Raw genomic sequence first — 19,456 nt, 5'->3', positions numbered from 1 at the left:
AATCAGAGGAGGTTCCTTCTATGAGTCAAACGCTATTTATAGACGGACAATGGGTTGGCGCTAAAAGTAGCGACACACGGGATATCATCAATCCGTTCAATCAAGAAGTGATCGCGACAGTCAGCGAAGGATCTAGAAATGACGCGCAGCTAGCCATTAAAGCAGCGAGAAAAGCCTTCGATCAAGGGGACTGGGCAAACCTGCCTGGACTTGAAAGAGGAAATATTGTGTTTAAGATAGCTGAATTGATTAGACGTGATCTTGATGAACTAGCCAAATTGGAATCGCTTGATACAGGCAAAACATTAGAGGAAAGCAAGGCAGATATGGACGATATTGCGAACGTGTTCCAATATTACGCAGGTCTGGCTGATAAAGATGGCGGGGAAATCATTGCATCACCAATTTCAAACTCGAAAAGTGAATTAGTCAGAGAGCCTGTCGGTGTATGCGGACAAATCACTCCTTGGAACTATCCATTGCTTCAAGCAAGCTGGAAAATCGCTCCTGCACTTGCGGCGGGAAATACAATCGTTCTAAAGCCAAGTGAAATCACACCACTCACCACAATAAAAATATTTAAACTCATGGAAGAAGCGGGCGTTCCAGCAGGCGTTGCAAACCTAGTGCTTGGACCTGGGGCAACCGTTGGTGATGAGCTTGCTGTAAATGATCAAGTAGATCTGATTTCATTTACAGGCGGTATTGAAACAGGGAAGAAAATTATGCAGGGAGCCAGCGGGAATGTGAAAAAAATAGCCCTTGAACTTGGCGGAAAGAATCCGAATATTGTGTTTCAAGATGCTGATTTAGACGTAGCGGTTGACCAGGCAATGAATGCTGTATTTTTCCATGCAGGGCAAGTGTGTTCAGCAGGTTCACGTTTGCTGGTGGAAGAATCTATTCATGATGAATTTTTAGAAGAACTGGTGAAGCGTACGAAAAAAATCAAGCTAGGCAACGGCTTTGATGAAGACACCCAGAGCGGGCCGCTCATCTCAGCTGAGCATCGAGAAAAAGTAGAAAAATACGTCAGCATCGGTTTAGAAGAAGGCGCTAAGTTAGAGACAGGCGGAAAAAGACCTGACGCAGAGGAGCTGCAAAATGGGTTCTTCTACTTGCCGACCATATTCTCAGGCTGCACGTCAGATATGCGGATTGTGCAGGAAGAAGTCTTTGGACCTGTCCTGACAGTCGAAACCTTCCGTACAGAGGAAGAAGTCATCAAGCTGGCAAATGATACGATTTATGGATTAGCAGGAGCTGTGTGGTCTTCTGATATCAGCAAGGCCGAAAGAGTGGCTCGACAATTAAGATTGGGCACGGTTTGGATCAATGATTTCCATCCTTATTTTGCTCAAGCACCGTGGGGTGGCTACAAGCAATCAGGCATTGGGCGTGAATTAGGACGCACGGGACTTGAAGAATATACCGAGCTGAAGCATTTATATCGAAATACAAAACCTGAAGCAGTTCATTGGTTTAAATAAAAATTACGCATTTGGAGGAGATTCTTAATGACACTAAATATGAAAATTGAAAGCATGCAGAAATTCCATACATTTGAAATTCCGACTGTTATCAAACACGGCATTGGTGCAGTGAAACATGTTGGGGAAGAAGTAAAAGCATACGGCGTTTCAAAAGTATTGCTTGTAACAGACCCTGGTATTTATCAAGCCGGCGTGGTGGACCCAGTAATTGCTTCATTAAAAGAAGCACAAATCGATGTCGTTCTATTTGATAAAGTAGAGCCAAATCCGCCAGTCCGTCTAGTGAACGAAGGATCTGCTTTATATGAAAAAGAAGGCTGTAATGGATTAATCGCAGTAGGCGGCGGCAGTTCAATGGATACAGCAAAGGCAATCGGAGTAGAGGCGACCCATGAAGGCTCAGTCCTTGATTACGAAGCGGCAGAGGGAAAAAAACCGCTAGAAAACAGAATCCCTCCTTTAACCACTATTCCGACAACAGCTGGTACAGGTTCAGAGGTAACGCAGTGGGCGGTCATTACTGATGAAGAAAGAGAATTCAAATTTAATACTGGTGGACCTCTCATTGCAGCTCATCTAACAGTAATTGATCCAGAGCTTCATGTGTCCATGCCGCCTCATGTGACAGCAATGACTGGAATTGACGCGCTTGCTCACGCGATTGAATGCTATACGATGAAATTTGCTCAGCCGATTACAGATGCGGTAGCGCTCATGGCAATTGAATATGCAGCTCATTATATTCGTCGTGCCTTTGCTGATGGCGAGGACTTAGAAGCCAGATATGGAATGGCACAAGCTGCGATGCTTGCCGGGCTTTCTTATGGAAGTGAATCAGCTGGAGCTGCACATGCGATGAGTCAAACACTCGGAGGCATTATTCCTGTAGCGCACGGTCAGTGTGTTGCAGCGATGATGGGACCAGTGATGGAGTATAACTGGAAAGGGTATCCGGAAAAATTCGCTCGAATTGCGCAAGCGTTTGGTATTGATACAAGCAGAATGTCAACAGAGGAAGCAGCCAAAGCAGCTGTGAATTGGATGTATGATTTAGTAGAAGATTTAGAAGTTCCTTCATTAGAAGAACAAGGTGTATCAAAAGATATGATTGATCGTTTATCTAAAGAAGCGATGAAAGATCCGCAAACAGTTGGAAACCCAAGAGATTTAAACGAAAAAGCGTACAAATGGATTTATGCTCGCTGCTTTGAGTTAACACCTAAAACGGTGTAACAATGAAAAAAGGCTCCCAAAAGGGAGTCTTTTTTATGTCTATAGTTGTTCTTTAATTTCTTTGATTTGATGAATATGGCGTTTTTCGTGTGCACCGATAAAATCAAGGTATTGCTTAAGGGATAGCTCTTTAAACACAGGGTGTGCAATGACGCGTTTGAAATCTTCCTCAGTAAATGTTGATAAAATTTGATTGAGCTGCTCACGTGCAGTATCGAGCTCATCCTTTAAATGTGTAGGTGTTACATGCTTGCGCTCAGGCTCAACAATACTAGGCGCAGTGGCTTTTTTCGAACGGTCCTCTGCCATTTCTACCGGCTTTGGTTCATATTCTTTAATTGGTGCTTTTTTACCCTCAGCAGCTAGATGTTTTGCTGCAACTAGGTCCATTTTCTTTAAATGATCTGCTACCTCTTGAATACTCCAAGTATCATCAGATAATTTTTGGTTCAATTGTTCTTCGCTCAAACCTTGCAGCTCGTGCCACAATTCTTGTCTCGCTTCATGTAATAAACTCATTTTCTTCATCACCTCAAGATCAAATTTTAACATAATGGTACATGACAATCATTCTTGAGCTATCCGAAAAACCCTTTGAAGAATTGTGATGAAATATGAAACCTTTACAAAAGTGGTTCGTATTACCTGTTAGAAGGAATACATTGGAGGTGAGTGTGGTCTAAATGAAACAAAGATGTTCATTTCATGAAGAAAGGGTGAGGAAGATGGATGTGTTCGGGCTGCCTCTTCAGACGCTGTATTTATACATATTAATGATATCAGGAATCCTGACACTTGTTTTCGTCTTTTTCGGCGATGTATTTGATGGATTGTTTGAAGCGATCCCTGTTCCATTCCTTCAACCAACATTGATCCTCGCATTTCTTACCTTTTTCTCGGCTGGAGGGTTTATCTCTGAAAAAACAGCAATTGTAGGAAGTGGACTTGGCGCAGGATTATCTGCCATCCTCGCAGTGATCCTTGTGACCTGTTTGAATGTATTTGTACTAGTCCCGCTTTCCTCTGCTGAAGAATCTCTCTCTTATACGGAGGCCGATTTAAAAGGAAGAACTGGGGAGATCATTGTATCTGTTCCAAAAGACGGATTTGGAGAAGTGCTGTTAATCAGTAATAGCGGGAAAATCTCAAAGCCAGCTGTCAGTTTCGACCAAGAGGAGATTCCATATGGAACCCGTGTGCTAGTTGTCGAAGTGAACAAAGGCGTCTTATCTGTTATACCAAATGAAGAAATCTAGGAGGGAATGCTATGCCAGGAACAACTATTTTAGTGATCATTGGAATTGTGCTTGTGATTCTTATTGCACTTATTGGTGTATTTGTTTCTAAATACCGGACAGCAGGTCCAGATGAAGCATTAATCGTCACAGGAAGTTACCTAGGAAGTAAAAATGTCCACGTGGATGAAGGTGGAAACAAGATTAAGATTGTGAGAGGCGGCGGTACCTTTGTACTTCCAGTCTTTCAACAAGCAGAGCCGCTCAGCTTACTATCTAGCAAGCTAGACGTTTCAACACCTGAAGTCTATACCGAACAAGGTGTACCGGTCATGGCGGATGGAACAGCCATCATTAAAATTGGCGGATCGATTGAAGAAATCGCGACTGCTGCAGAGCAATTTTTAGGGAAAACAAAAGAAGACCGCGAAAACGAAGCAAGAGAAGTATTAGAAGGCCACCTTCGATCCATCTTAGGATCAATGACAGTTGAAGAGATTTATAAAAACAGAGAGAAATTCTCTCAAGAAGTACAACGTGTCGCTTCTCAAGATTTAGCGAAAATGGGTCTTGTCATTGTATCGTTTACGATCAAAGATGTTCGTGATAAAAATGGCTATTTAGAATCTCTAGGTAAACCAAGAATTGCCCAAGTAAAACGCGATGCAGATATTGCAACAGCTGAAGCAGATAAAGAAACACGTATCAAACGTGCGGAAGCAGATAAAGATGCGAAGAAATCTGAGCTTGAGCGTGCTACTGAAATCGCTGAAGCAGAAAAGATCAATGAGCTGAAAAGAGCAGAATTCAGACGTGAACAGGATACGGCAAAAGCAAGTGCTGACCAAGCGTACGATCTAGAAACAGCTCGTAACCGACAGCACGTAACTGAACAAGAAATGCAAGTCAAAATCATTGAGCGTCAGAAACAAATTGAATTAGAAGAAAAAGAGATTCAGCGTCGTGAACGTCAATACGATTCTGAAGTGAAAAAGAAAGCAGATGCGGACCGTTATGCTGTTGAGCAGTCAGCTGCGGCGGAAAAAGCGAAACGCCTCGCTGAAGCAGATGCGAAGAAATACAGCATCGAAGCAATGGCCAAAGCAGAAGCTGAGAAAGTCCGTATTGACGGGCTTGCCAAAGCGGAAGCGGATCGTGCGAAAGGGGAAACAGAAGCAGAAGTCATTAGACTGAAAGGACTTGCGGAAGCGGAAGCAAAAGAGAAAATTGCGGAAGCATTCGAACAGTATGGCCAGGCAGCGATCCTTGATATGATTGTGAAAATGCTTCCTGAATATGCGAAGCAAGTATCTGCTCCACTTTCTAACATTGATAAAATTACTGTTGTGGATACGGGCGGTAACGGCGAAGGCAGCGGCGCCAATAAAGTGACCGGCTATGCGACAAACCTTATGTCCAGTCTTCAAGAAAGTCTGAAAGCTTCCTCTGGGATTGATGTCAAAGAAATTATTGAGAATTTCTCTGGCAAAGGCAATGTGAAACAAAGCATCCAAGAACTGACCAATGAAATCAAACAGCCAAGAAAAAAAGAAATCGCTGATCGTCAAATAGAAGAATAAAATCAAAAGACACCTTCTGATAGAAGGTGTCTATTTTATTTGGGGCACATGCCGGTGTCTTTTGATAGATGAAGAAAGATTCACAAGAATGCCTGCTGATATCATCATGAACACCAATGAAGATCCGCCGTAGCTAATAAAGGGAAGAGGTATGCCTGTAATGGGGAGAAGCCCGAAGACAGCTCCTAGATTAAATGCTGCTTGGAGCATGATTTGAAACGTGAGCCCGATCGTTAACAGTTTTCCAAATGGGTCGTGTAAAGCTTGCACAATTCGCATGGCTCGATACATGATGAGAAGATATGCACCAATCACAAGCAAAATTCCCATGATTCCCAGTTCTTCACTGATGATGGCCATGATAAAATCCGTATGGGCTTCAGGAAGAAAGCCCAGTTTTTGAATGCTTCCGCCTAAGCCATTTCCCGTCAGCCCGCCTGAATTCATCGCGAAATACGAATGAATCAGCTGATATCCATCCCCATTTTCATACTGAAAAGGATTACGAAAAGAAGTCAGCCGTTTTAAACGGTAAGGAGCTGTCACAGCAAAAAAAGTGATTCCCGCTGCGGCAGTCCATCCCAGCAAAATAAGATGGCGCGTTTTCAGTCCAGCGCATAATAAAATAATGCCGCAGCTTAATAAAATAGACACAGCTGTGCCTAAATCCGGCTGCTTTAAGATCAATAAAAAAGCAATCCCTAAAAGAATGAGTGGGGGCATTACACCTTTTTTAAAAGATGTAATGTACGCTTGTTTTTTCGCATACACATAGGCAAAATAGATCACCATCACTAGTTTCACAGCTTCTGAAGGCTGGAGCATGAGAGAACCTAGATGAATCCACCGCTGTGAATTATTTTTGACAACACCAATTCCAGGAAGCAGGACAAGGATGAGACATAGCAATGACAGTAAGACAAGCCACTTTATCCATTTGCGATAAATCTGATAAGGGAGAAGAGCGGCAATGAAGAAAAAGAATCCCCCCATCACGAGCCATTGCCATTGTTTGATAAAGAAATAGCTGCCCTGTTCATACTTCACTTCTCCTAAAGGATAACTTGCACTGTAGACCATCAGTAAACCAAATAAGCAGAGAAACACAATCGTACCAACAAGAATGCGGTCGATTCTTTTGAGATGGGATAAAAGGAATGTCATCATCTTCAACCCCAATTGCGACCAAACATATAGGATGATGATCTAAGATTGACACTAAACACGAGACCAATGGCGATCATGTTGGTCAATAGCGCACTGCCTCCATAGCTGATAAAAGGAAGTGCAAGTCCCGTCACAGGCATTAAACCGATTGTCATCCCTACGTTTTGGAAAACTTGAAACATGATCAGCCCAACGACACCTGCACATATGTATAATCCATAGAGTGTATTAGCGTGCATAGCCACGTGAATGATTCGGTAAATCATCATTAAGTACAGACACATCAAAAGAGAGGCGCCAATAAAACCAAACTCCTCACCAATGACGGCAAATATAAAATCCGTATGGGCTTCAGGGATATTGCCACCTTGTACTTGTTGCCCCTTTGTAAAACCGCTCCCTGATAATTGACCTGATCCAATGCCGAGTATCGATTGTTTCAGCTGATACCCGTATGTTGAATCAAATTCATCAGGAGAGAGCCACCCATAAATGCGATCAAGCTGATGAGGCTTAATGATTTTCGTAAAATGCTCAAAATGATGATTGTGCAGATAGATCAAAAAGGCAAGAAGTGCAAGAAAAGCAGCCATTAATGCAGCCGTCATCTTGCTCGAAATCCCTGATACAAGCATCAGTGTAAAGGCAATGGATAAGATCACGAGCGCTGTTCCTAAATCAGGCTGAATTAAGATGAGGAAAAAAGGGACGATAGTCCAGCAAATGACTTTAGTTGTAGGAATGATGCTTTCTTGAAAAGAAAATCGCTGATGCTTGTATTGGTTCAAGACAGCCGCAAGCAGCAGGATCACAAAAATTTTCATGAACTCTGATGGCTGAATTTTGATTGAACCGAAGCTGATCCACCTTTGGGAACCATTTTGACTCGTTCCGAAAAAATGCACAAGAATAATGAGAAAAATACCACCTGCAAATAACCGAAAAGATAAACGCTCAAGCAGCTCATAATCAAAGTAGGCAACTGCTGCCATGAGACCGAAACCGACGATATACCAGAAAATTTGCCTTTTGACGAAATAAAGCATATCTTGCGTTTCATACTGTCCCGATCCGCTATAAACAGCTAGTAGGCTGATGACAAATAAACAAATAACAGTGAGTAAAAGTGCGAAGTCAATGCTGTACTGTTTTTTCATGGATTCTTTTCCTGCTATGCCCTATTTGTCAGTTGGTTTAATATGACTTGCACCGCGGCAGCGTCATCAATATAGCCGATCGGAAAAATATAATCTGGTATTAAATCAACAGGCATAATGAAATAAAGGAGTGCGCCTCCCATCAGCATCAATTCTCGAGGAGTTCCTCGTCCATTGATGAATAAACTGTACATGTTTTTCAACTGCTCAAGAAATGGCCCGACGCCGCTTAGCGTCTTCATCTTTTTTTCAAACTTTGCCGTAATCGTTTCTTTTCCTTCAGCTGTTTGGCTGTAGACTTCGTATTCGTTTAACTTTTGTTCCAATTTGGTCTGACTAAACGTACCGTCGTAGATCTCTTGATCTTTTAGGGTTTTTTCAATCTCTTCTACCGCTTGAATGAACGTATCACCGTGCGCCTTTTCGTTTTTAATTGGATACCCTGAAGCAGTCAATAGTTGATCTAATGATATGTTCAGAGATTCTGAAAGCCGCTGCAGATGATTCAAAGTGGGTTTTCTTTTTCCATTCATGATTCTGGACAGTGTCGCTTTATCGATTCCTGTGTATGTGCTGAGCTCTCTTAAAGATAAAGAGCGTTGCTGCAATTTTTCCTTTAAAATTTGCCCAAGCTCTGTTGTCTTAATATCCATTTTCTACGCCATCCTTTTCATTATGTATCAACTCTTCTATAGAAGAAGTCGTACCCAATATAAAGGTGTGTTGACAAAATGTCAACGGATATCCTTTATTGATTGAATTTTAAAAAATAAGAATTTATCATAATATAAATAGGATAAAAACAGTGAGTAGGAGTGGCGCGGATGAAGGTGAGACACGCGGTACATCAAGATATTCCAAAAATCGCTGAGATTCATGTGAAAAGCTGGCAGACGACTTATCAGGGGATTATTTCGCAGGAGTATTTAGATGGATTAAACATTGAAGATCGGAAAGAGAGCTGGAGAAGAAGGTCACTTGAAGGGACGTTTGTCGCAGAAGATGCGGATGGCGTATTTGGTTTTGCTTCTTTCGGAAAACAACGTGACGAACGTTATTCTACATATGATGGAGAGCTATATGCCATCTATTTATTACAACAGAAACAGAAATCAGGTGCGGGTATTGCCTTAATTGCTAAAGGTGTCGATTATTTAATAGAAAAAGGGTATCAGAAGTTGATGCTATGGGTGTTTGAACAAAATTCGGCAAAACAATTTTATCAAAAACTTCAACCTAGTTTTGTCGTTACCAGCCAGTTCGAGCTGGCTGGCGAGAACCATAATGAAATAGGGTATGGATGGGAGCTGTCTATATTGAATAACCATGTACAGCGAATTAAATCGTCAGCTTCCAGTAATAATGAGAGAAAAAAGTGAAGAGCACAGCAAGCAACATGTAAGAAATAAACGGTGAAGCTTCTACTTTTCCTTTCACGCCTGCTATTTTTAAAGCTTCATAGAAGCCTGCCAAAAAATAAGCAAGACTGAGAATATAACAGCACAGCATAATGGAGTAAGGGCTCATTGTCGTACCTCCAGCATGAAATCTTCTACTATTAATAGATTCCATAGAGCAGCAAATTATGCATAAAAAAATAACCAGCTGAAATCAGCCGGTTATTTTTGATGAGGAAAAACCAAACGGGATGCACTTGGGATAAGTATACAAAGAACAATACTGCAAATAATAAATGAAGGAACCATATATGTGCTGTTATAAACTAAAGAATAAACCCATCCTGGTGTTCCTTTCGGTGCATATTGAGAAAAGAAAACGACGCCAGAAATAAAGAACGTCAGCAGCCTGAAGAAACTAGCAATAAAAACAGCTAGGGTAATATAGAAGAATTGCTGTTTTCGCTTTTGATCCTGAATGGCTTTTTTGATCAGTCCAGAAAACAGGCCGCTTAAAGAAATGACAACAGATGCAACGAAGTAATCGAGGAATCCTTGAACAGGTGTAGCGATGATCGGGCTATTCATCAGCTGAAGACCTGCGATTAACACACCGATGATAAATCCGGTAGATATTCCCCATCTAATAGACATGAGAATGACGGGAATCATAATCAGCGCAAGAGAACCGCCATTGGGCATTCTTAAAAAGAGACCTGATAAGTAATCTAATACAAGTGCAAGTGAAGTCATAATTGCGATTTCCATCAGTCGTACCAATTGATTTGATTGCTGCATAAAAAAATCTCCTTTTTCATGAATTGAGCAAGGAGAGACCGTGTAAGGATGAGTATGTTATTCATAGAAAAACATATCGATTTGAATACACCGTATGTATTCAAGTGATTCCACATTCCTACTTCAGTATTAACTGACAGGTTCAAAGGGTCAGAACAACGAATGTTCACTCTCAGCACAAAGCTCCCCCTGCGGTTATTTAGTTTCAATCTATTATAAATATACTAAAGACCTGCAGGATCAACAATAGATAATTCCCGAGATAAGCAGCATTTGTATCAATATATAGGAAGAGATAAGGAAAAATAAATTATTTAGAAAAAATACTTGTTTCTTCTTTCAAAAGATGTTATATTTGTATTCGCCGCTGAAACAGCGCGGTTGATAAATAACATTAAGAAAAAAGTTGTTGACTTTATCTTGATAGAATGTTATATTAATAAAGTCGCCTCTGAGAGACGACGAAGATGATCTTTGAAAACTAAACAAGACAAAACGTACCTGTTAATTCGAGTTTTTATAAAAAAATCCTATGATACTTCATAGGTAGTCAGTCAAACTGGCGAGGCAGGAAGTGATCACATGCTAAGTTCGCTACATCGTGTAGCAACGCATGTGTGATATGCATCCTGCATACCTCGGAGAGTTTGATCCTGGCTCAGGACGAACGCTGGCGGCGTGCCTAATACATGCAAGTCGAGCGGACAGAAGGGAGCTTGCTCCCGGATGTTAGCGGCGGACGGGTGAGTAACACGTGGGTAACCTGCCTGTAAGACTGGGATAACTCCGGGAAACCGGAGCTAATACCGGATAGTTCCTTGGATCGCATGGTTCAAGGATGAAAGACGGTTTCGGCTGTCACTTACAGATGGACCCGCGGCGCATTAGCTAGTTGGTGGGGTAATGGCTCACCAAGGCGACGATGCGTAGCCGACCTGAGAGGGTGATCGGCCACACTGGGACTGAGACACGGCCCAGACTCCTACGGGAGGCAGCAGTAGGGAATCTTCCGCAATGGACGAAAGTCTGACGGAGCAACGCCGCGTGAGTGATGAAGGTTTTCGGATCGTAAAGCTCTGTTGTTAGGGAAGAACAAGTGCGAGAGTAACTGCTCGCACCTTGACGGTACCTAACCAGAAAGCCACGGCTAACTACGTGCCAGCAGCCGCGGTAATACGTAGGTGGCAAGCGTTGTCCGGAATTATTGGGCGTAAAGGGCTCGCAGGCGGTTTCTTAAGTCTGATGTGAAAGCCCCCGGCTCAACCGGGGAGGGTCATTGGAAACTGGGAAACTTGAGTGCAGAAGAGGAGAGTGGAATTCCACGTGTAGCGGTGAAATGCGTAGAGATGTGGAGGAACACCAGTGGCGAAGGCGACTCTCTGGTCTGTAACTGACGCTGAGGAGCGAAAGCGTGGGGAGCGAACAGGATTAGATACCCTGGTAGTCCACGCCGTAAACGATGAGTGCTAAGTGTTAGGGGGTTTCCGCCCCTTAGTGCTGCAGCTAACGCATTAAGCACTCCGCCTGGGGAGTACGGTCGCAAGACTGAAACTCAAAGGAATTGACGGGGGCCCGCACAAGCGGTGGAGCATGTGGTTTAATTCGAAGCAACGCGAAGAACCTTACCAGGTCTTGACATCCTCTGACAACCCTAGAGATAGGGCTTTCCCTTCGGGGACAGAGTGACAGGTGGTGCATGGTTGTCGTCAGCTCGTGTCGTGAGATGTTGGGTTAAGTCCCGCAACGAGCGCAACCCTTGATCTTAGTTGCCAGCATTCAGTTGGGCACTCTAAGGTGACTGCCGGTGACAAACCGGAGGAAGGTGGGGATGACGTCAAATCATCATGCCCCTTATGACCTGGGCTACACACGTGCTACAATGGACAGAACAAAGGGCTGCGAGACCGCAAGGTTTAGCCAATCCCATAAATCTGTTCTCAGTTCGGATCGCAGTCTGCAACTCGACTGCGTGAAGCTGGAATCGCTAGTAATCGCGGATCAGCATGCCGCGGTGAATACGTTCCCGGGCCTTGTACACACCGCCCGTCACACCACGAGAGTTTGCAACACCCGAAGTCGGTGAGGTAACCTTTATGGAGCCAGCCGCCGAAGGTGGGGCAGATGATTGGGGTGAAGTCGTAACAAGGTAGCCGTATCGGAAGGTGCGGCTGGATCACCTCCTTTCTAAGGATATATGGAGCAGCGTGCGTTTTCGTCTTGTTTAGTTTTGAAGGATCATTCCTTCAGAACATGTCTCTAGCGAGACAGGATTGTTCTTTGAAAACTAGATAACAATAAGTAATACATTCACATTGAATGCAATGCAAAGTTCATCACACATAGTGATTCTTTCTAAAGTAAGAAATGGTTAAGTTAGAAAGGGCGCACGGTGGATGCCTTGGCACTAGGAGCCGATGAAGGACGGGACGAACACCGATATGCTTCGGGGAGCTGTAAGCAAGCTTTGATCCGGAGATTTCCGAATGGGGAAACCCACTGCTCGTAATGGAGTAGTATCCATACTTGAATACATAGAGTATGAGAAGGCATACCCGGGGAACTGAAACATCTAAGTACCCGGAGGAAGAGAAAGCAAATGCGATTCCCTGAGTAGCGGCGAGCGAAACGGGAACAGCCCAAACCAAGAGGCTTGCCTCTTGGGGTTGTAGGACACTCTATACGGAGTTACAAAGGAATGATATAAGCGAAGAGGTCTGGAAAGGCCCGCCAAAGAAGGTAACAGCCCTGTAACTGAAATGTTGTTCTCTCCAGAGTGGATCCTGAGTACGGCGGAACACGTGAAATTCCGTCGGAATCCGGGAGGACCATCTCCCAAGGCTAAATACTCCCTAGTGACCGATAGTGAACCAGTACCGTGAGGGAAAGGTGAAAAGCACCCCGGAAGGGGAGTGAAATAGATCCTGAAACCGTGTGCCTACAAGTAGTCAGAGCCCGTTAACGGGTGATGGCGTGCCTTTTGTAGAATGAACCGGCGAGTTACGATCCCGTGCAAGGTTAAGCAGAAGATGCGGAGCCGCAGCGAAAGCGAGTCTGAATAGGGCGCATGAGTACGTGGTCGTAGACCCGAAACCAGGTGATCTACCCATGTCCAGGGTGAAGTTCAGGTAACACTGAATGGAGGCCCGAACCCACGCACGTTGAAAAGTGCGGGGATGAGGTGTGGGTAGGGGTGAAATGCCAATCGAACCTGGAGATAGCTGGTTCTCTCCGAAATAGCTTTAGGGCTAGCCTCAAGGTAAGAGTCTCGGAGGTAGAGCACTGATTGGACTAGGGGCCCCTACCGGGTTACCGAATTCAGTCAAACTCCGAATGCCGATGACTTATCCTTGGGAGTCAGACTGCGAGTGATAAGATCCGTAGTCGAAAGGGAAACAGCCCAGACCGCCAGCTAAGGTCCCAAAGTATACGTTAAGTGGAAAAGGATGTGGAGTTGCTTAGACAACCAGGATGTTGGCTTAGAAGCAGCCACCATTTAAAGAGTGCGTAATAGCTCACTGGTCGAGTGACTCTGCGCCGAAAATGTACCGGGGCTAAACGTATCACCGAAGCTGCGGACTGTTCTTACGAACAGTGGTAGGAGAGCGTTCTAAGGGCTGTGAAGCCAGACCGGAAGGACTGGTGGAGCGCTTAGAAGTGAGAATGCCGGTATGAGTAGCGAAAGACGGGTGAGAATCCCGTCCACCGAATGCCTAAGGTTTCCTGAGGAAGGCTCGTCCGCTCAGGGTTAGTCGGGACCTAAGCCGAGGCCGAAAGGCGTAGGCGATGGACAACAGGTTGATATTCCTGTACCACCTCCTCACCATTTGAGCAATGGGGGGACGCAGGAGGATAGGGTAAGCGCGGTATTGGATATCCGCGTCCAAGCAGTTAGGCTGGGAAATAGGCAAATCCGTTTCCCGTAAAGGCTGAGCTGTGATGGCGAGCGAAATTTAGTAGCGAAGTTCCTGATTCCACACTGCCAAGAAAAGCCTCTAGCGAGGTGAGAGGTGCCCGTACCGCAAACCGACACAGGTAGGCGAGGAGAGAATCCTAAGGTGATCGAGAGAACTCTCGTTAAGGAACTCGGCAAAATGACCCCGTAACTTCGGGAGAAGGGGTGCTTCTTAGGGTGTTAAAGCCCCGAGAAGCCGCAGTGAATAGGCCCAGGCGACTGTTTAGCAAAAACACAGGTCTCTGCGAAGCCGTAAGGCGAAGTATAGGGGCTGACGCCTGCCCGGTGCTGGAAGGTTAAGAGGAGCGCTTAGCGTAAGCGAAGGTGCGAATTGAAGCCCCAGTAAACGGCGGCCGTAACTATAACGGTCCTAAGGTAGCGAAATTCCTTGTCGGGTAAGTTCCGACCCGCACGAAAGGCGCAACGATCTGGGCACTGTCTCAACGAGAGACTCGGTGAAATTATAGTACCTGTGAAGATGCAGGTTACCCGCGACAGGACGGAAAGACCCCGTGGAGCTTTACTGCAGCCTGATATTGAATGTTGGTACAGCTTGTACAGGATAGGTAGGAGCCTTGGAAACCGGAGCGCTAGCTTCGGTGGAGGCATCGGTGGGATACTACCCTGGCTGTATTGACCTTCTAACCCGCTGCCCTTATCGGGCAGGGAGACAGTGTCAGGTGGGCAGTTTGACTGGGGCGGTCGCCTCCTAAAATGTAACGGAGGCGCCCAAAGGTTCCCTCAGAATGGTTGGAAATCATTCGCAGAGTGTAAAGGCACAAGGGAGCTTGACTGCGAGACCTACAAGTCGAGCAGGGACGAAAGTCGGGCTTAGTGATCCGGTGGTTCCGCATGGAAGGGCCATCGCTCAACGGATAAAAGCTACCCCGGGGATAACAGGCTTATCTCCCCCAAGAGTCCACATCGACGGGGAGGTTTGGCACCTCGATGTCGGCTCATCGCATCCTGGGGCTGTAGTCGGTCCCAAGGGTTGGGCTGTTCGCCCATTAAAGCGGTACGCGAGCTGGGTTCAGAACGTCGTGAGACAGTTCGGTCCCTATCCGTCGCGGGCGCAGGAAATTTGAGAGGAGCTGTCCTTAGTACGAGAGGACCGGGATGGACGCACCGCTGGTGTACCAGTTGTTCTGCCAAGGGCATCGCTGGGTAGCTATGTGCGGACGGGATAAGTGCTGAAAGCATCTAAGCATGAAGCCCCCCTCAAGATGAGATTTCCCATTCCGCAAGGAAGTAAGATCCCTGAAAGATGATCAGGTTGATAGGTCTGAGGTGGAAGCGTGGTGACACGTGGAGCTGACAGATACTAATAGATCGAGGACTTAACCTATATTCTAATGTGAAGCATGAACATTGTTATCTAGTTTTGAGAGAACATTCTCTCCATCAGGTTTGGTGGCGATAGCGAAGAGGTCACACCCGTTCCCATACCGAACACGGAAGTTAAGCTCTTCAGCGCCGATGGTAGTTGGGGGTTTCCCCCTGTGAGAGTAGGACGCCGCCAAGCTTCTATAAGGATCAGTTCCAGTCGGAACTGGTCTTTTTTGTGCAAGTTGAGGGTACATACATTCACTTGTTTGATAAAAGATCGTGGCTTCATTTTATGTCCAGAAGCAGCGTGTGAAATACTTGGATATAAAGAGGAAAATGAGCCTATCGCATAAAACATTAGCTATAAAAACAATAGAGAGACAGAGTATCAGCTTATATAGGGAAATTAAAGATGTGTATAAGCCTATATGATTTTTATAAATGCTTACGGCTAAAGAGATTACATATATCATTAAAGTATAAAAATGAGGGACTGCTAATATTTCTGAAGGAATCGAACGTTTTAAAAGAGAATATAGAAGAGAGAAGTTCAGCTGCTGAACGGAACAGCAGCTGTTTGAATAGGTGAAATGACGATCATTTGTTAAAAGAAATACGCAATGAAAATTGAAATAAAATTTTTTTAATATAGCCTTTACAAATGATTAAAACCTGTATATAATAATCTTTGTCGGATCGAGAGATTCCTACATAGTGGAGGATTAGCTCAGCTGGGAGAGCATCTGCCTTACAAGCAGAGGGTCGGCGGTTCGAGCCCGTCATCCTCCACCATATTTATTCTTACATAATGTTAGGATAGATAAAGCCGGTGTAGCTCAACTGGTAGAGCAACTGACTTGTAATCAGTAGGTTGGGGGTTCAAGTCCTCTTGCCGGCACCACTTTCATATGGTAAGATAGACAAGTCGCTTTTAAAGCGAGCCATTAGCTCAGTTGGTAGAGCATCTGACTTTTAATCAGAGGGTCGAAGGTTCGAGTCCTTCATGGCTCACCATGTTTCATGCGGGTGTGGCGGAATTGGCAGACGCGCTAGACTTAGGATCTAGTGTCTTTATGACGTGGGGGTTCAAGTCCCTTCACCCGCATTGCCAAATAAAATAAAGAAATCCTGTAATGCGGAAGTAGTTCAGTGGTAGAACACCACCTTGCCAAGGTGGGGGTCGCGGGTTCGAATCCCGTCTTCCGCTTATACCATCCACGCCGGGGTGGTGGAATTGGCAGACACACAGGACTTAAAATCCTGCGGTAGGTGACTACCGTGCCGGTTCAAGTCCGGCCCTCGGCATTATAAATAAGCGCCCGTAGCTCAATTGGATAGAGCGTTTGACTACGGATCAAAAGGTTAGGGGTTCGACTCCTCTCGGGCGCGCCATTAAGATCGGGAAGTAGCTCAGCTTGGTAGAGCACTTGGTTTGGGACCAAGGGGTCGCAGGTTCGAATCCTGTCTTCCCGACCATCTTTTATGGGGCCTTAGCTCAGCTGGGAGAGCGCCTGCCTTGCACGCAGGAGGTCAGCGGTTCGATCCCGCTAGGCTCCACTTTTTAAAAGATTAATTTGATCATGGCGGTGTAGCTCAGCTGGCTAGAGCGTACGGTTCATACCCGTGAGGTCGGGGGTTCGATCCCCTCCGCCGCTATAAAGGACCTTTAGCTCAGTTGGTTAGAGCAGACGGCTCATAACCGTCCGGTCGTAGGTTCGAGTCCTACAAGGTCCACCATCTATACGGAGGAATACCCAAGTCCGGCTGAAGGGATCGGTCTTGAAAACCGACAGGGGTGTCAAAGCCCGCGGGGGTTCGAATCCCTCTTCCTCCGCCATATTTTTTAAAACCCATATCATCGCGGGGTGGAGCAGTTCGGTAGCTCGTCGGGCTCATAACCCGAAGGTCGCAGGTTCAAATCCTGCCCCCGCAACCAAAATGGTCCGGTAGTTCAGTTGGTTAGAATGCCTGCCTGTCACGCAGGAGGTCGCGGGTTCGAGTCCCGTCCGGACCGCCATTTTTCAAAAGAATACTTGGCTCGGTAGCTCAGTTGGTAGAGCAACGGACTGAAAATCCGTGTGTCGGCGGTTCGATTCCGTCCCGAGCCACTTTTATAAAAATATTCATAGTATGGCGGTTGTGGCGAAGTGGTTAACGCACCAGATTGTGGCTCTGGCACTCGTGGGTTCGATTCCCATCAATCGCCCCATACATATTTTTGCGGGTGTAGTTTAGTGGTAAAACCTCAGCCTTCCAAGCTGATGTCGTGGGTTCGATTCCCATCACCCGCTCCATTTGTATATCTGTTCATGGGCCTGTAGCTCAGCTGGTTAGAGCGCACGCCTGATAAGCGTGAGGTCGGTGGTTCGAGTCCACTCAGGCCCACCATGATCTTCCGCAGTAGCTCAGTGGTAGAGCTATCGGCTGTTAACCGATCGGTCGTAGGTTCGAATCCTACCTGCGGAGCCAAATGGAGAAGTACTCAAGTGGCTGAAGAGGCGCCCCTGCTAAGGGTGTAGGTCGCGTAAGCGGCGCGAGGGTTCAAATCCCTCCTTCTCCGCCATTGATATGGCCCGTTGGTCAAGCGGTTAAGACACCGCCCTTTCACGGCGGTAACACGGGTTCGAATCCCGTACGGGTCATTTTTAAAAGAGATCTTGTCAAAGATCTCTTTTTTATTTTCTCCAAAACGAAAGACCGCATCATGGCGGTCTTTTTTTACATATTCATGGAATAGATCGTATAAGACAAGTATGTGGCAAAGAAGCCCCATAAGACATATGGAATCAGTAAAATTGGAACGACTTTGCTTAGTTTACGTGAGACGATGACAAGTGCAAGTGCTGTCAGTGCGACGAGAAGGCAGTCGATTGTAGCTACAAACAAATCCTTTTGTGTAAATTGAAAAAAGCTAAAGGCTTGATTGAAAACATAATTTAAAAGGAAAAGAATCCAAAATGGTAAAGTGATTTTTTGGAATCCATATTTTCCATAAATGATCGCTGCGGACAATGAGATGAGTGCAAATAAGACAGCCCACACAGCACCGATCACACCGCCACCAGGCGTCCATTCTGGTTTATTCAATGCGTCATACCATTCTCTGTCGACGGGGAACAAGAATCCGGCAATAGAGAATAGTGCGTATGTAATAAAGAAGACGACAATCGCCCAAATGATACTTTTTCTAGCCATCAAGAATCTCCTCCAATCAAATTCACTCTTAAAATGATTTCCCAATAATTACATGATATAAACATAAAGCCCCCAATATGAGGGGACTAATGATTTTCTTCTGTATAAGGTTCTTCCTCGTACGGTTTCAAGTCACCAAATACCGTCATGACACCTTCTTCGTCTAGTGCTTCTTCATAGGCCTCGTGTGCTTTGTTCGGATACACCTTGCTTGCTTTTCCTTCAATATCAGCAGCTGCGAATCCTTCGTAGTCCTCTACATAATCTTCATCTTCTGATTGTGTATATACATCATCGTATGTCAGAGGAGGGAATTCCATATCAGACGGGGTCTCAGAGTTTCCGTAGCGTTCTACGTCTTGGTAGGCATCCTCTCCATCGTACGCAGCACTTTCTTCATTTTCAAATTGTCCCGCGGGAGGACTTAATAAATCCTCTTCAATCGGACGGTTTTGTGAAACGGTCTGTTCTTTTGAATGCTCTGTGCATGTGACGGCAGTAGGCAAGGCTTCTAAGCGTTCCTTTGGAATAGGGGCTTTACAGACCTTGCACAGACCATAAGAGCCGTCTGCAATGGCTTGGAGTGCTTCATTGATGTCTAACATATGTTCATGTTCCAAGCTGTTTAAAGCAATATCTTTCCCACGCTCGAACAGCTCTGTCCCTTGATCACCAGGGTGGTTATCATAGGCAGACAATTCACCGATTGAATCGTAGGGAAAGGATACTTTCTGTTCATCGTCATGGCTTTTGGCTTCAAGTTCTTTCTTTTCATCGAGAAGGCGCTGCTTCAAATGATGTAATTCGTCTTTAGACAACAAAGCGATCATCCTTTCATATCAAACATATTGTTAGTATGAGCAATTTTGTATGTAAGACTAGTTCCAATTTGAAGCAATTCCTTATTAAAAAAACGCCTGCGG

At 45.2% G+C, this 19,456-nt stretch carries 12 protein-coding genes, 21 tRNA genes, 3 rRNA genes and 1 riboswitch; of the genes, 29 read left to right on the top strand and 7 right to left on the bottom strand.

The window, feature by feature from the left end:
* The first annotated feature begins 20 nt into the window (after window positions 1–20).
* On the top strand, window positions 21–1,490 hold the full coding sequence (betB, locus tag H7F25_RS12870) for a betaine-aldehyde dehydrogenase (protein WP_024423238.1): 1,470 nt from the start codon (window positions 21–23) through the stop codon (window positions 1,488–1,490).
* Between the two features lie 27 nt (window positions 1,491–1,517).
* Window positions 1,518–2,726, top strand: a complete 1,209-nt coding sequence (locus H7F25_RS12865) for a choline dehydrogenase (protein ID WP_024423237.1) — start codon at window positions 1,518–1,520, stop codon at window positions 2,724–2,726.
* 39 nt (window positions 2,727–2,765) lie between these two features.
* On the opposite strand, the gene H7F25_RS12860 is transcribed toward H7F25_RS12865, so the two are convergent.
* Window positions 2,766–3,245, bottom strand: a complete 480-nt coding sequence (locus H7F25_RS12860; RefSeq protein ID WP_024423236.1) for a DinB family protein — start codon at window positions 3,243–3,245, stop codon at window positions 2,766–2,768.
* A gap of 206 nt (window positions 3,246–3,451) precedes the next feature.
* Here H7F25_RS12860 and H7F25_RS12855 point away from each other — a divergent pair, with 206 nt between their 5' ends.
* Together H7F25_RS12855 and H7F25_RS12850 are read left to right on the top strand one after the other, a co-directional pair.
* Complete coding sequence (locus H7F25_RS12855) at window positions 3,452–3,982, top strand: NfeD family membrane protein (RefSeq protein WP_024423235.1); 531 nt, start codon at window positions 3,452–3,454, stop codon at window positions 3,980–3,982.
* An 11-nt stretch (window positions 3,983–3,993) separates the two neighbouring features.
* Entirely contained in the window at window positions 3,994–5,541 is a 1,548-nt protein-coding gene (locus tag H7F25_RS12850; protein ID WP_024423234.1) for a flotillin lipid rafts scaffold protein FloT, read from the top strand.
* Window positions 5,542–5,571: 30 nt separating this feature from the next.
* On the opposite strand, the gene ftsW is transcribed toward H7F25_RS12850, so the two are convergent.
* Genes ftsW through H7F25_RS12835 form a run of 3 tightly spaced genes read right to left on the bottom strand, consistent with a single transcriptional unit; the run spans window position 5,572 to window position 8,518 of the window.
* Window positions 5,572–6,705 carry a putative lipid II flippase FtsW gene (ftsW, locus tag H7F25_RS12845; RefSeq protein WP_081372127.1) on the bottom strand — a complete coding sequence of 378 codons (1,134 nt, stop codon included), beginning with the start codon at window positions 6,703–6,705 and terminating at the stop codon, window positions 5,572–5,574.
* 5 nt (window positions 6,706–6,710) lie between these two features.
* Window positions 6,711–7,865 (bottom strand): rod shape-determining protein RodA, encoded by a 1,155-nt coding sequence (gene rodA, locus H7F25_RS12840; protein ID WP_024423232.1) that lies wholly within the window; start codon window positions 7,863–7,865, stop codon window positions 6,711–6,713.
* 14 nt (window positions 7,866–7,879) lie between these two features.
* The gene (locus H7F25_RS12835; protein ID WP_024423231.1) at window positions 7,880–8,518 is read right to left on the bottom strand and encodes a helix-turn-helix domain-containing protein; all 639 of its coding nucleotides are present in this window, start codon (window positions 8,516–8,518) and stop codon (window positions 7,880–7,882) included.
* Between the two features lie 171 nt (window positions 8,519–8,689).
* On the opposite strand from H7F25_RS12835, the gene H7F25_RS12830 reads away from it, so the two are divergent.
* The gene (locus H7F25_RS12830; protein WP_024423230.1) at window positions 8,690–9,244 is read left to right on the top strand and encodes a GNAT family N-acetyltransferase; all 555 of its coding nucleotides are present in this window, start codon (window positions 8,690–8,692) and stop codon (window positions 9,242–9,244) included.
* Between the two features lie 240 nt (window positions 9,245–9,484).
* Here the strand turns inward: H7F25_RS12830 and thiT are convergent, their stop codons facing one another.
* The gene (gene thiT / locus H7F25_RS12825; RefSeq protein ID WP_024423228.1) at window positions 9,485–10,060 is read right to left on the bottom strand and encodes an energy-coupled thiamine transporter ThiT; all 576 of its coding nucleotides are present in this window, start codon (window positions 10,058–10,060) and stop codon (window positions 9,485–9,487) included.
* 98 nt (window positions 10,061–10,158) lie between these two features.
* Window positions 10,159–10,260: riboswitch (TPP riboswitch) on the bottom strand.
* 435 nt (window positions 10,261–10,695) lie between these two features.
* Here thiT and H7F25_RS12820 point away from each other — a divergent pair.
* From H7F25_RS12820 to H7F25_RS12705, 24 genes are all read left to right on the top strand, one after another.
* A 16S ribosomal RNA gene (locus H7F25_RS12820) occupies window positions 10,696–12,244 on the top strand.
* Between the two features lie 182 nt (window positions 12,245–12,426).
* A 23S ribosomal RNA gene (locus H7F25_RS12815) occupies window positions 12,427–15,357 on the top strand.
* A 61-nt stretch (window positions 15,358–15,418) separates the two neighbouring features.
* Window positions 15,419–15,534: ribosomal RNA gene (gene rrf / locus H7F25_RS12810) — 5S ribosomal RNA — on the top strand.
* Together the 16S, 23S and 5S rRNA genes form the textbook arrangement of a ribosomal RNA operon.
* A gap of 520 nt (window positions 15,535–16,054) precedes the next feature.
* Window positions 16,055–16,130: transfer RNA gene (locus H7F25_RS12805), tRNA-Val, on the top strand.
* A gap of 33 nt (window positions 16,131–16,163) precedes the next feature.
* A tRNA-Thr gene (locus tag H7F25_RS12800) sits at window positions 16,164–16,239 on the top strand.
* A 37-nt stretch (window positions 16,240–16,276) separates the two neighbouring features.
* Window positions 16,277–16,352 (top strand) — tRNA-Lys (locus tag H7F25_RS12795).
* Window positions 16,353–16,360: 8 nt separating this feature from the next.
* A tRNA-Leu gene (locus H7F25_RS12790) sits at window positions 16,361–16,443 on the top strand.
* A 30-nt stretch (window positions 16,444–16,473) separates the two neighbouring features.
* A tRNA-Gly gene (locus H7F25_RS12785) sits at window positions 16,474–16,545 on the top strand.
* 12 nt (window positions 16,546–16,557) lie between these two features.
* Window positions 16,558–16,643: transfer RNA gene (locus tag H7F25_RS12780), tRNA-Leu, on the top strand.
* Between the two features lie 10 nt (window positions 16,644–16,653).
* A tRNA-Arg gene (locus H7F25_RS12775) sits at window positions 16,654–16,730 on the top strand.
* Window positions 16,731–16,737: 7 nt separating this feature from the next.
* Window positions 16,738–16,814: transfer RNA gene (locus tag H7F25_RS12770), tRNA-Pro, on the top strand.
* 8 nt (window positions 16,815–16,822) lie between these two features.
* Window positions 16,823–16,895 (top strand) — tRNA-Ala (locus H7F25_RS12765).
* A 25-nt stretch (window positions 16,896–16,920) separates the two neighbouring features.
* A tRNA-Met gene (locus H7F25_RS12760) sits at window positions 16,921–16,994 on the top strand.
* Between the two features lie 4 nt (window positions 16,995–16,998).
* Window positions 16,999–17,075, top strand: a tRNA-Ile gene (locus H7F25_RS12755).
* A 7-nt stretch (window positions 17,076–17,082) separates the two neighbouring features.
* Window positions 17,083–17,175, top strand: a tRNA-Ser gene (locus tag H7F25_RS12750).
* Window positions 17,176–17,197: 22 nt separating this feature from the next.
* Window positions 17,198–17,274: transfer RNA gene (locus H7F25_RS12745), tRNA-Met, on the top strand.
* A gap of 4 nt (window positions 17,275–17,278) precedes the next feature.
* Window positions 17,279–17,355: transfer RNA gene (locus H7F25_RS12740), tRNA-Asp, on the top strand.
* 18 nt (window positions 17,356–17,373) lie between these two features.
* Window positions 17,374–17,446, top strand: a tRNA-Phe gene (locus H7F25_RS12735).
* A 25-nt stretch (window positions 17,447–17,471) separates the two neighbouring features.
* A tRNA-His gene (locus H7F25_RS12730) sits at window positions 17,472–17,547 on the top strand.
* Window positions 17,548–17,558: 11 nt separating this feature from the next.
* A tRNA-Gly gene (locus tag H7F25_RS12725) sits at window positions 17,559–17,632 on the top strand.
* A gap of 17 nt (window positions 17,633–17,649) precedes the next feature.
* Window positions 17,650–17,726, top strand: a tRNA-Ile gene (locus H7F25_RS12720).
* A 6-nt stretch (window positions 17,727–17,732) separates the two neighbouring features.
* Window positions 17,733–17,807, top strand: a tRNA-Asn gene (locus H7F25_RS12715).
* A gap of 3 nt (window positions 17,808–17,810) precedes the next feature.
* Window positions 17,811–17,901 (top strand) — tRNA-Ser (locus H7F25_RS12710).
* A 7-nt stretch (window positions 17,902–17,908) separates the two neighbouring features.
* Window positions 17,909–17,980, top strand: a tRNA-Glu gene (locus tag H7F25_RS12705).
* Between the two features lie 76 nt (window positions 17,981–18,056).
* Here the strand turns inward: H7F25_RS12705 and H7F25_RS12700 are convergent.
* Window positions 18,057–18,533, bottom strand: coding sequence for a TspO/MBR family protein (locus H7F25_RS12700; protein WP_044332218.1), 477 nt, complete (start codon window positions 18,531–18,533; stop codon window positions 18,057–18,059).
* 86 nt (window positions 18,534–18,619) lie between these two features.
* Entirely contained in the window at window positions 18,620–19,354 is a 735-nt protein-coding gene (locus H7F25_RS12695) for a TraR/DksA C4-type zinc finger protein (RefSeq protein ID WP_041107397.1), read from the bottom strand.
* Window positions 19,355–19,456: the final 102 nt, after the last annotated feature.

This window comes from Bacillus sp. PAMC28571 (assembly GCF_014250435.1).
Classification (GTDB): domain Bacteria; phylum Bacillota; class Bacilli; order Bacillales; family Bacillaceae; genus Bacillus; species Bacillus safensis.
The sequence above is the reverse complement of the archived record's forward strand: the minus strand, read 5'-3'. Positions and strand labels throughout refer to the sequence as shown.

Coding starts and splice junctions, on each gene's coding strand:
- betB (WP_024423238.1), top strand. CDS start 21: ATGAGTCAAACGCTATTTATAGACGGACAATGGGTTGGCGCTAAAAGT.
- H7F25_RS12865 (WP_024423237.1), top strand. CDS start 1,518: ATGACACTAAATATGAAAATTGAAAGCATGCAGAAATTCCATACATTT.
- H7F25_RS12860 (WP_024423236.1), bottom strand. CDS start 3,245: ATGAGTTTATTACATGAAGCGAGACAAGAATTGTGGCACGAGCTGCAA.
- H7F25_RS12855 (WP_024423235.1), top strand. CDS start 3,452: ATGGATGTGTTCGGGCTGCCTCTTCAGACGCTGTATTTATACATATTA.
- H7F25_RS12850 (WP_024423234.1), top strand. CDS start 3,994: ATGCCAGGAACAACTATTTTAGTGATCATTGGAATTGTGCTTGTGATT.
- ftsW (WP_081372127.1), bottom strand. CDS start 6,705: ATGACATTCCTTTTATCCCATCTCAAAAGAATCGACCGCATTCTTGTT.
- rodA (WP_024423232.1), bottom strand. CDS start 7,865: ATGAAAAAACAGTACAGCATTGACTTCGCACTTTTACTCACTGTTATT.
- H7F25_RS12835 (WP_024423231.1), bottom strand. CDS start 8,518: ATGGATATTAAGACAACAGAGCTTGGGCAAATTTTAAAGGAAAAATTG.
- H7F25_RS12830 (WP_024423230.1), top strand. CDS start 8,690: ATGAAGGTGAGACACGCGGTACATCAAGATATTCCAAAAATCGCTGAG.
- thiT (WP_024423228.1), bottom strand. CDS start 10,060: ATGCAGCAATCAAATCAATTGGTACGACTGATGGAAATCGCAATTATG.
- H7F25_RS12700 (WP_044332218.1), bottom strand. CDS start 18,533: ATGGCTAGAAAAAGTATCATTTGGGCGATTGTCGTCTTCTTTATTACA.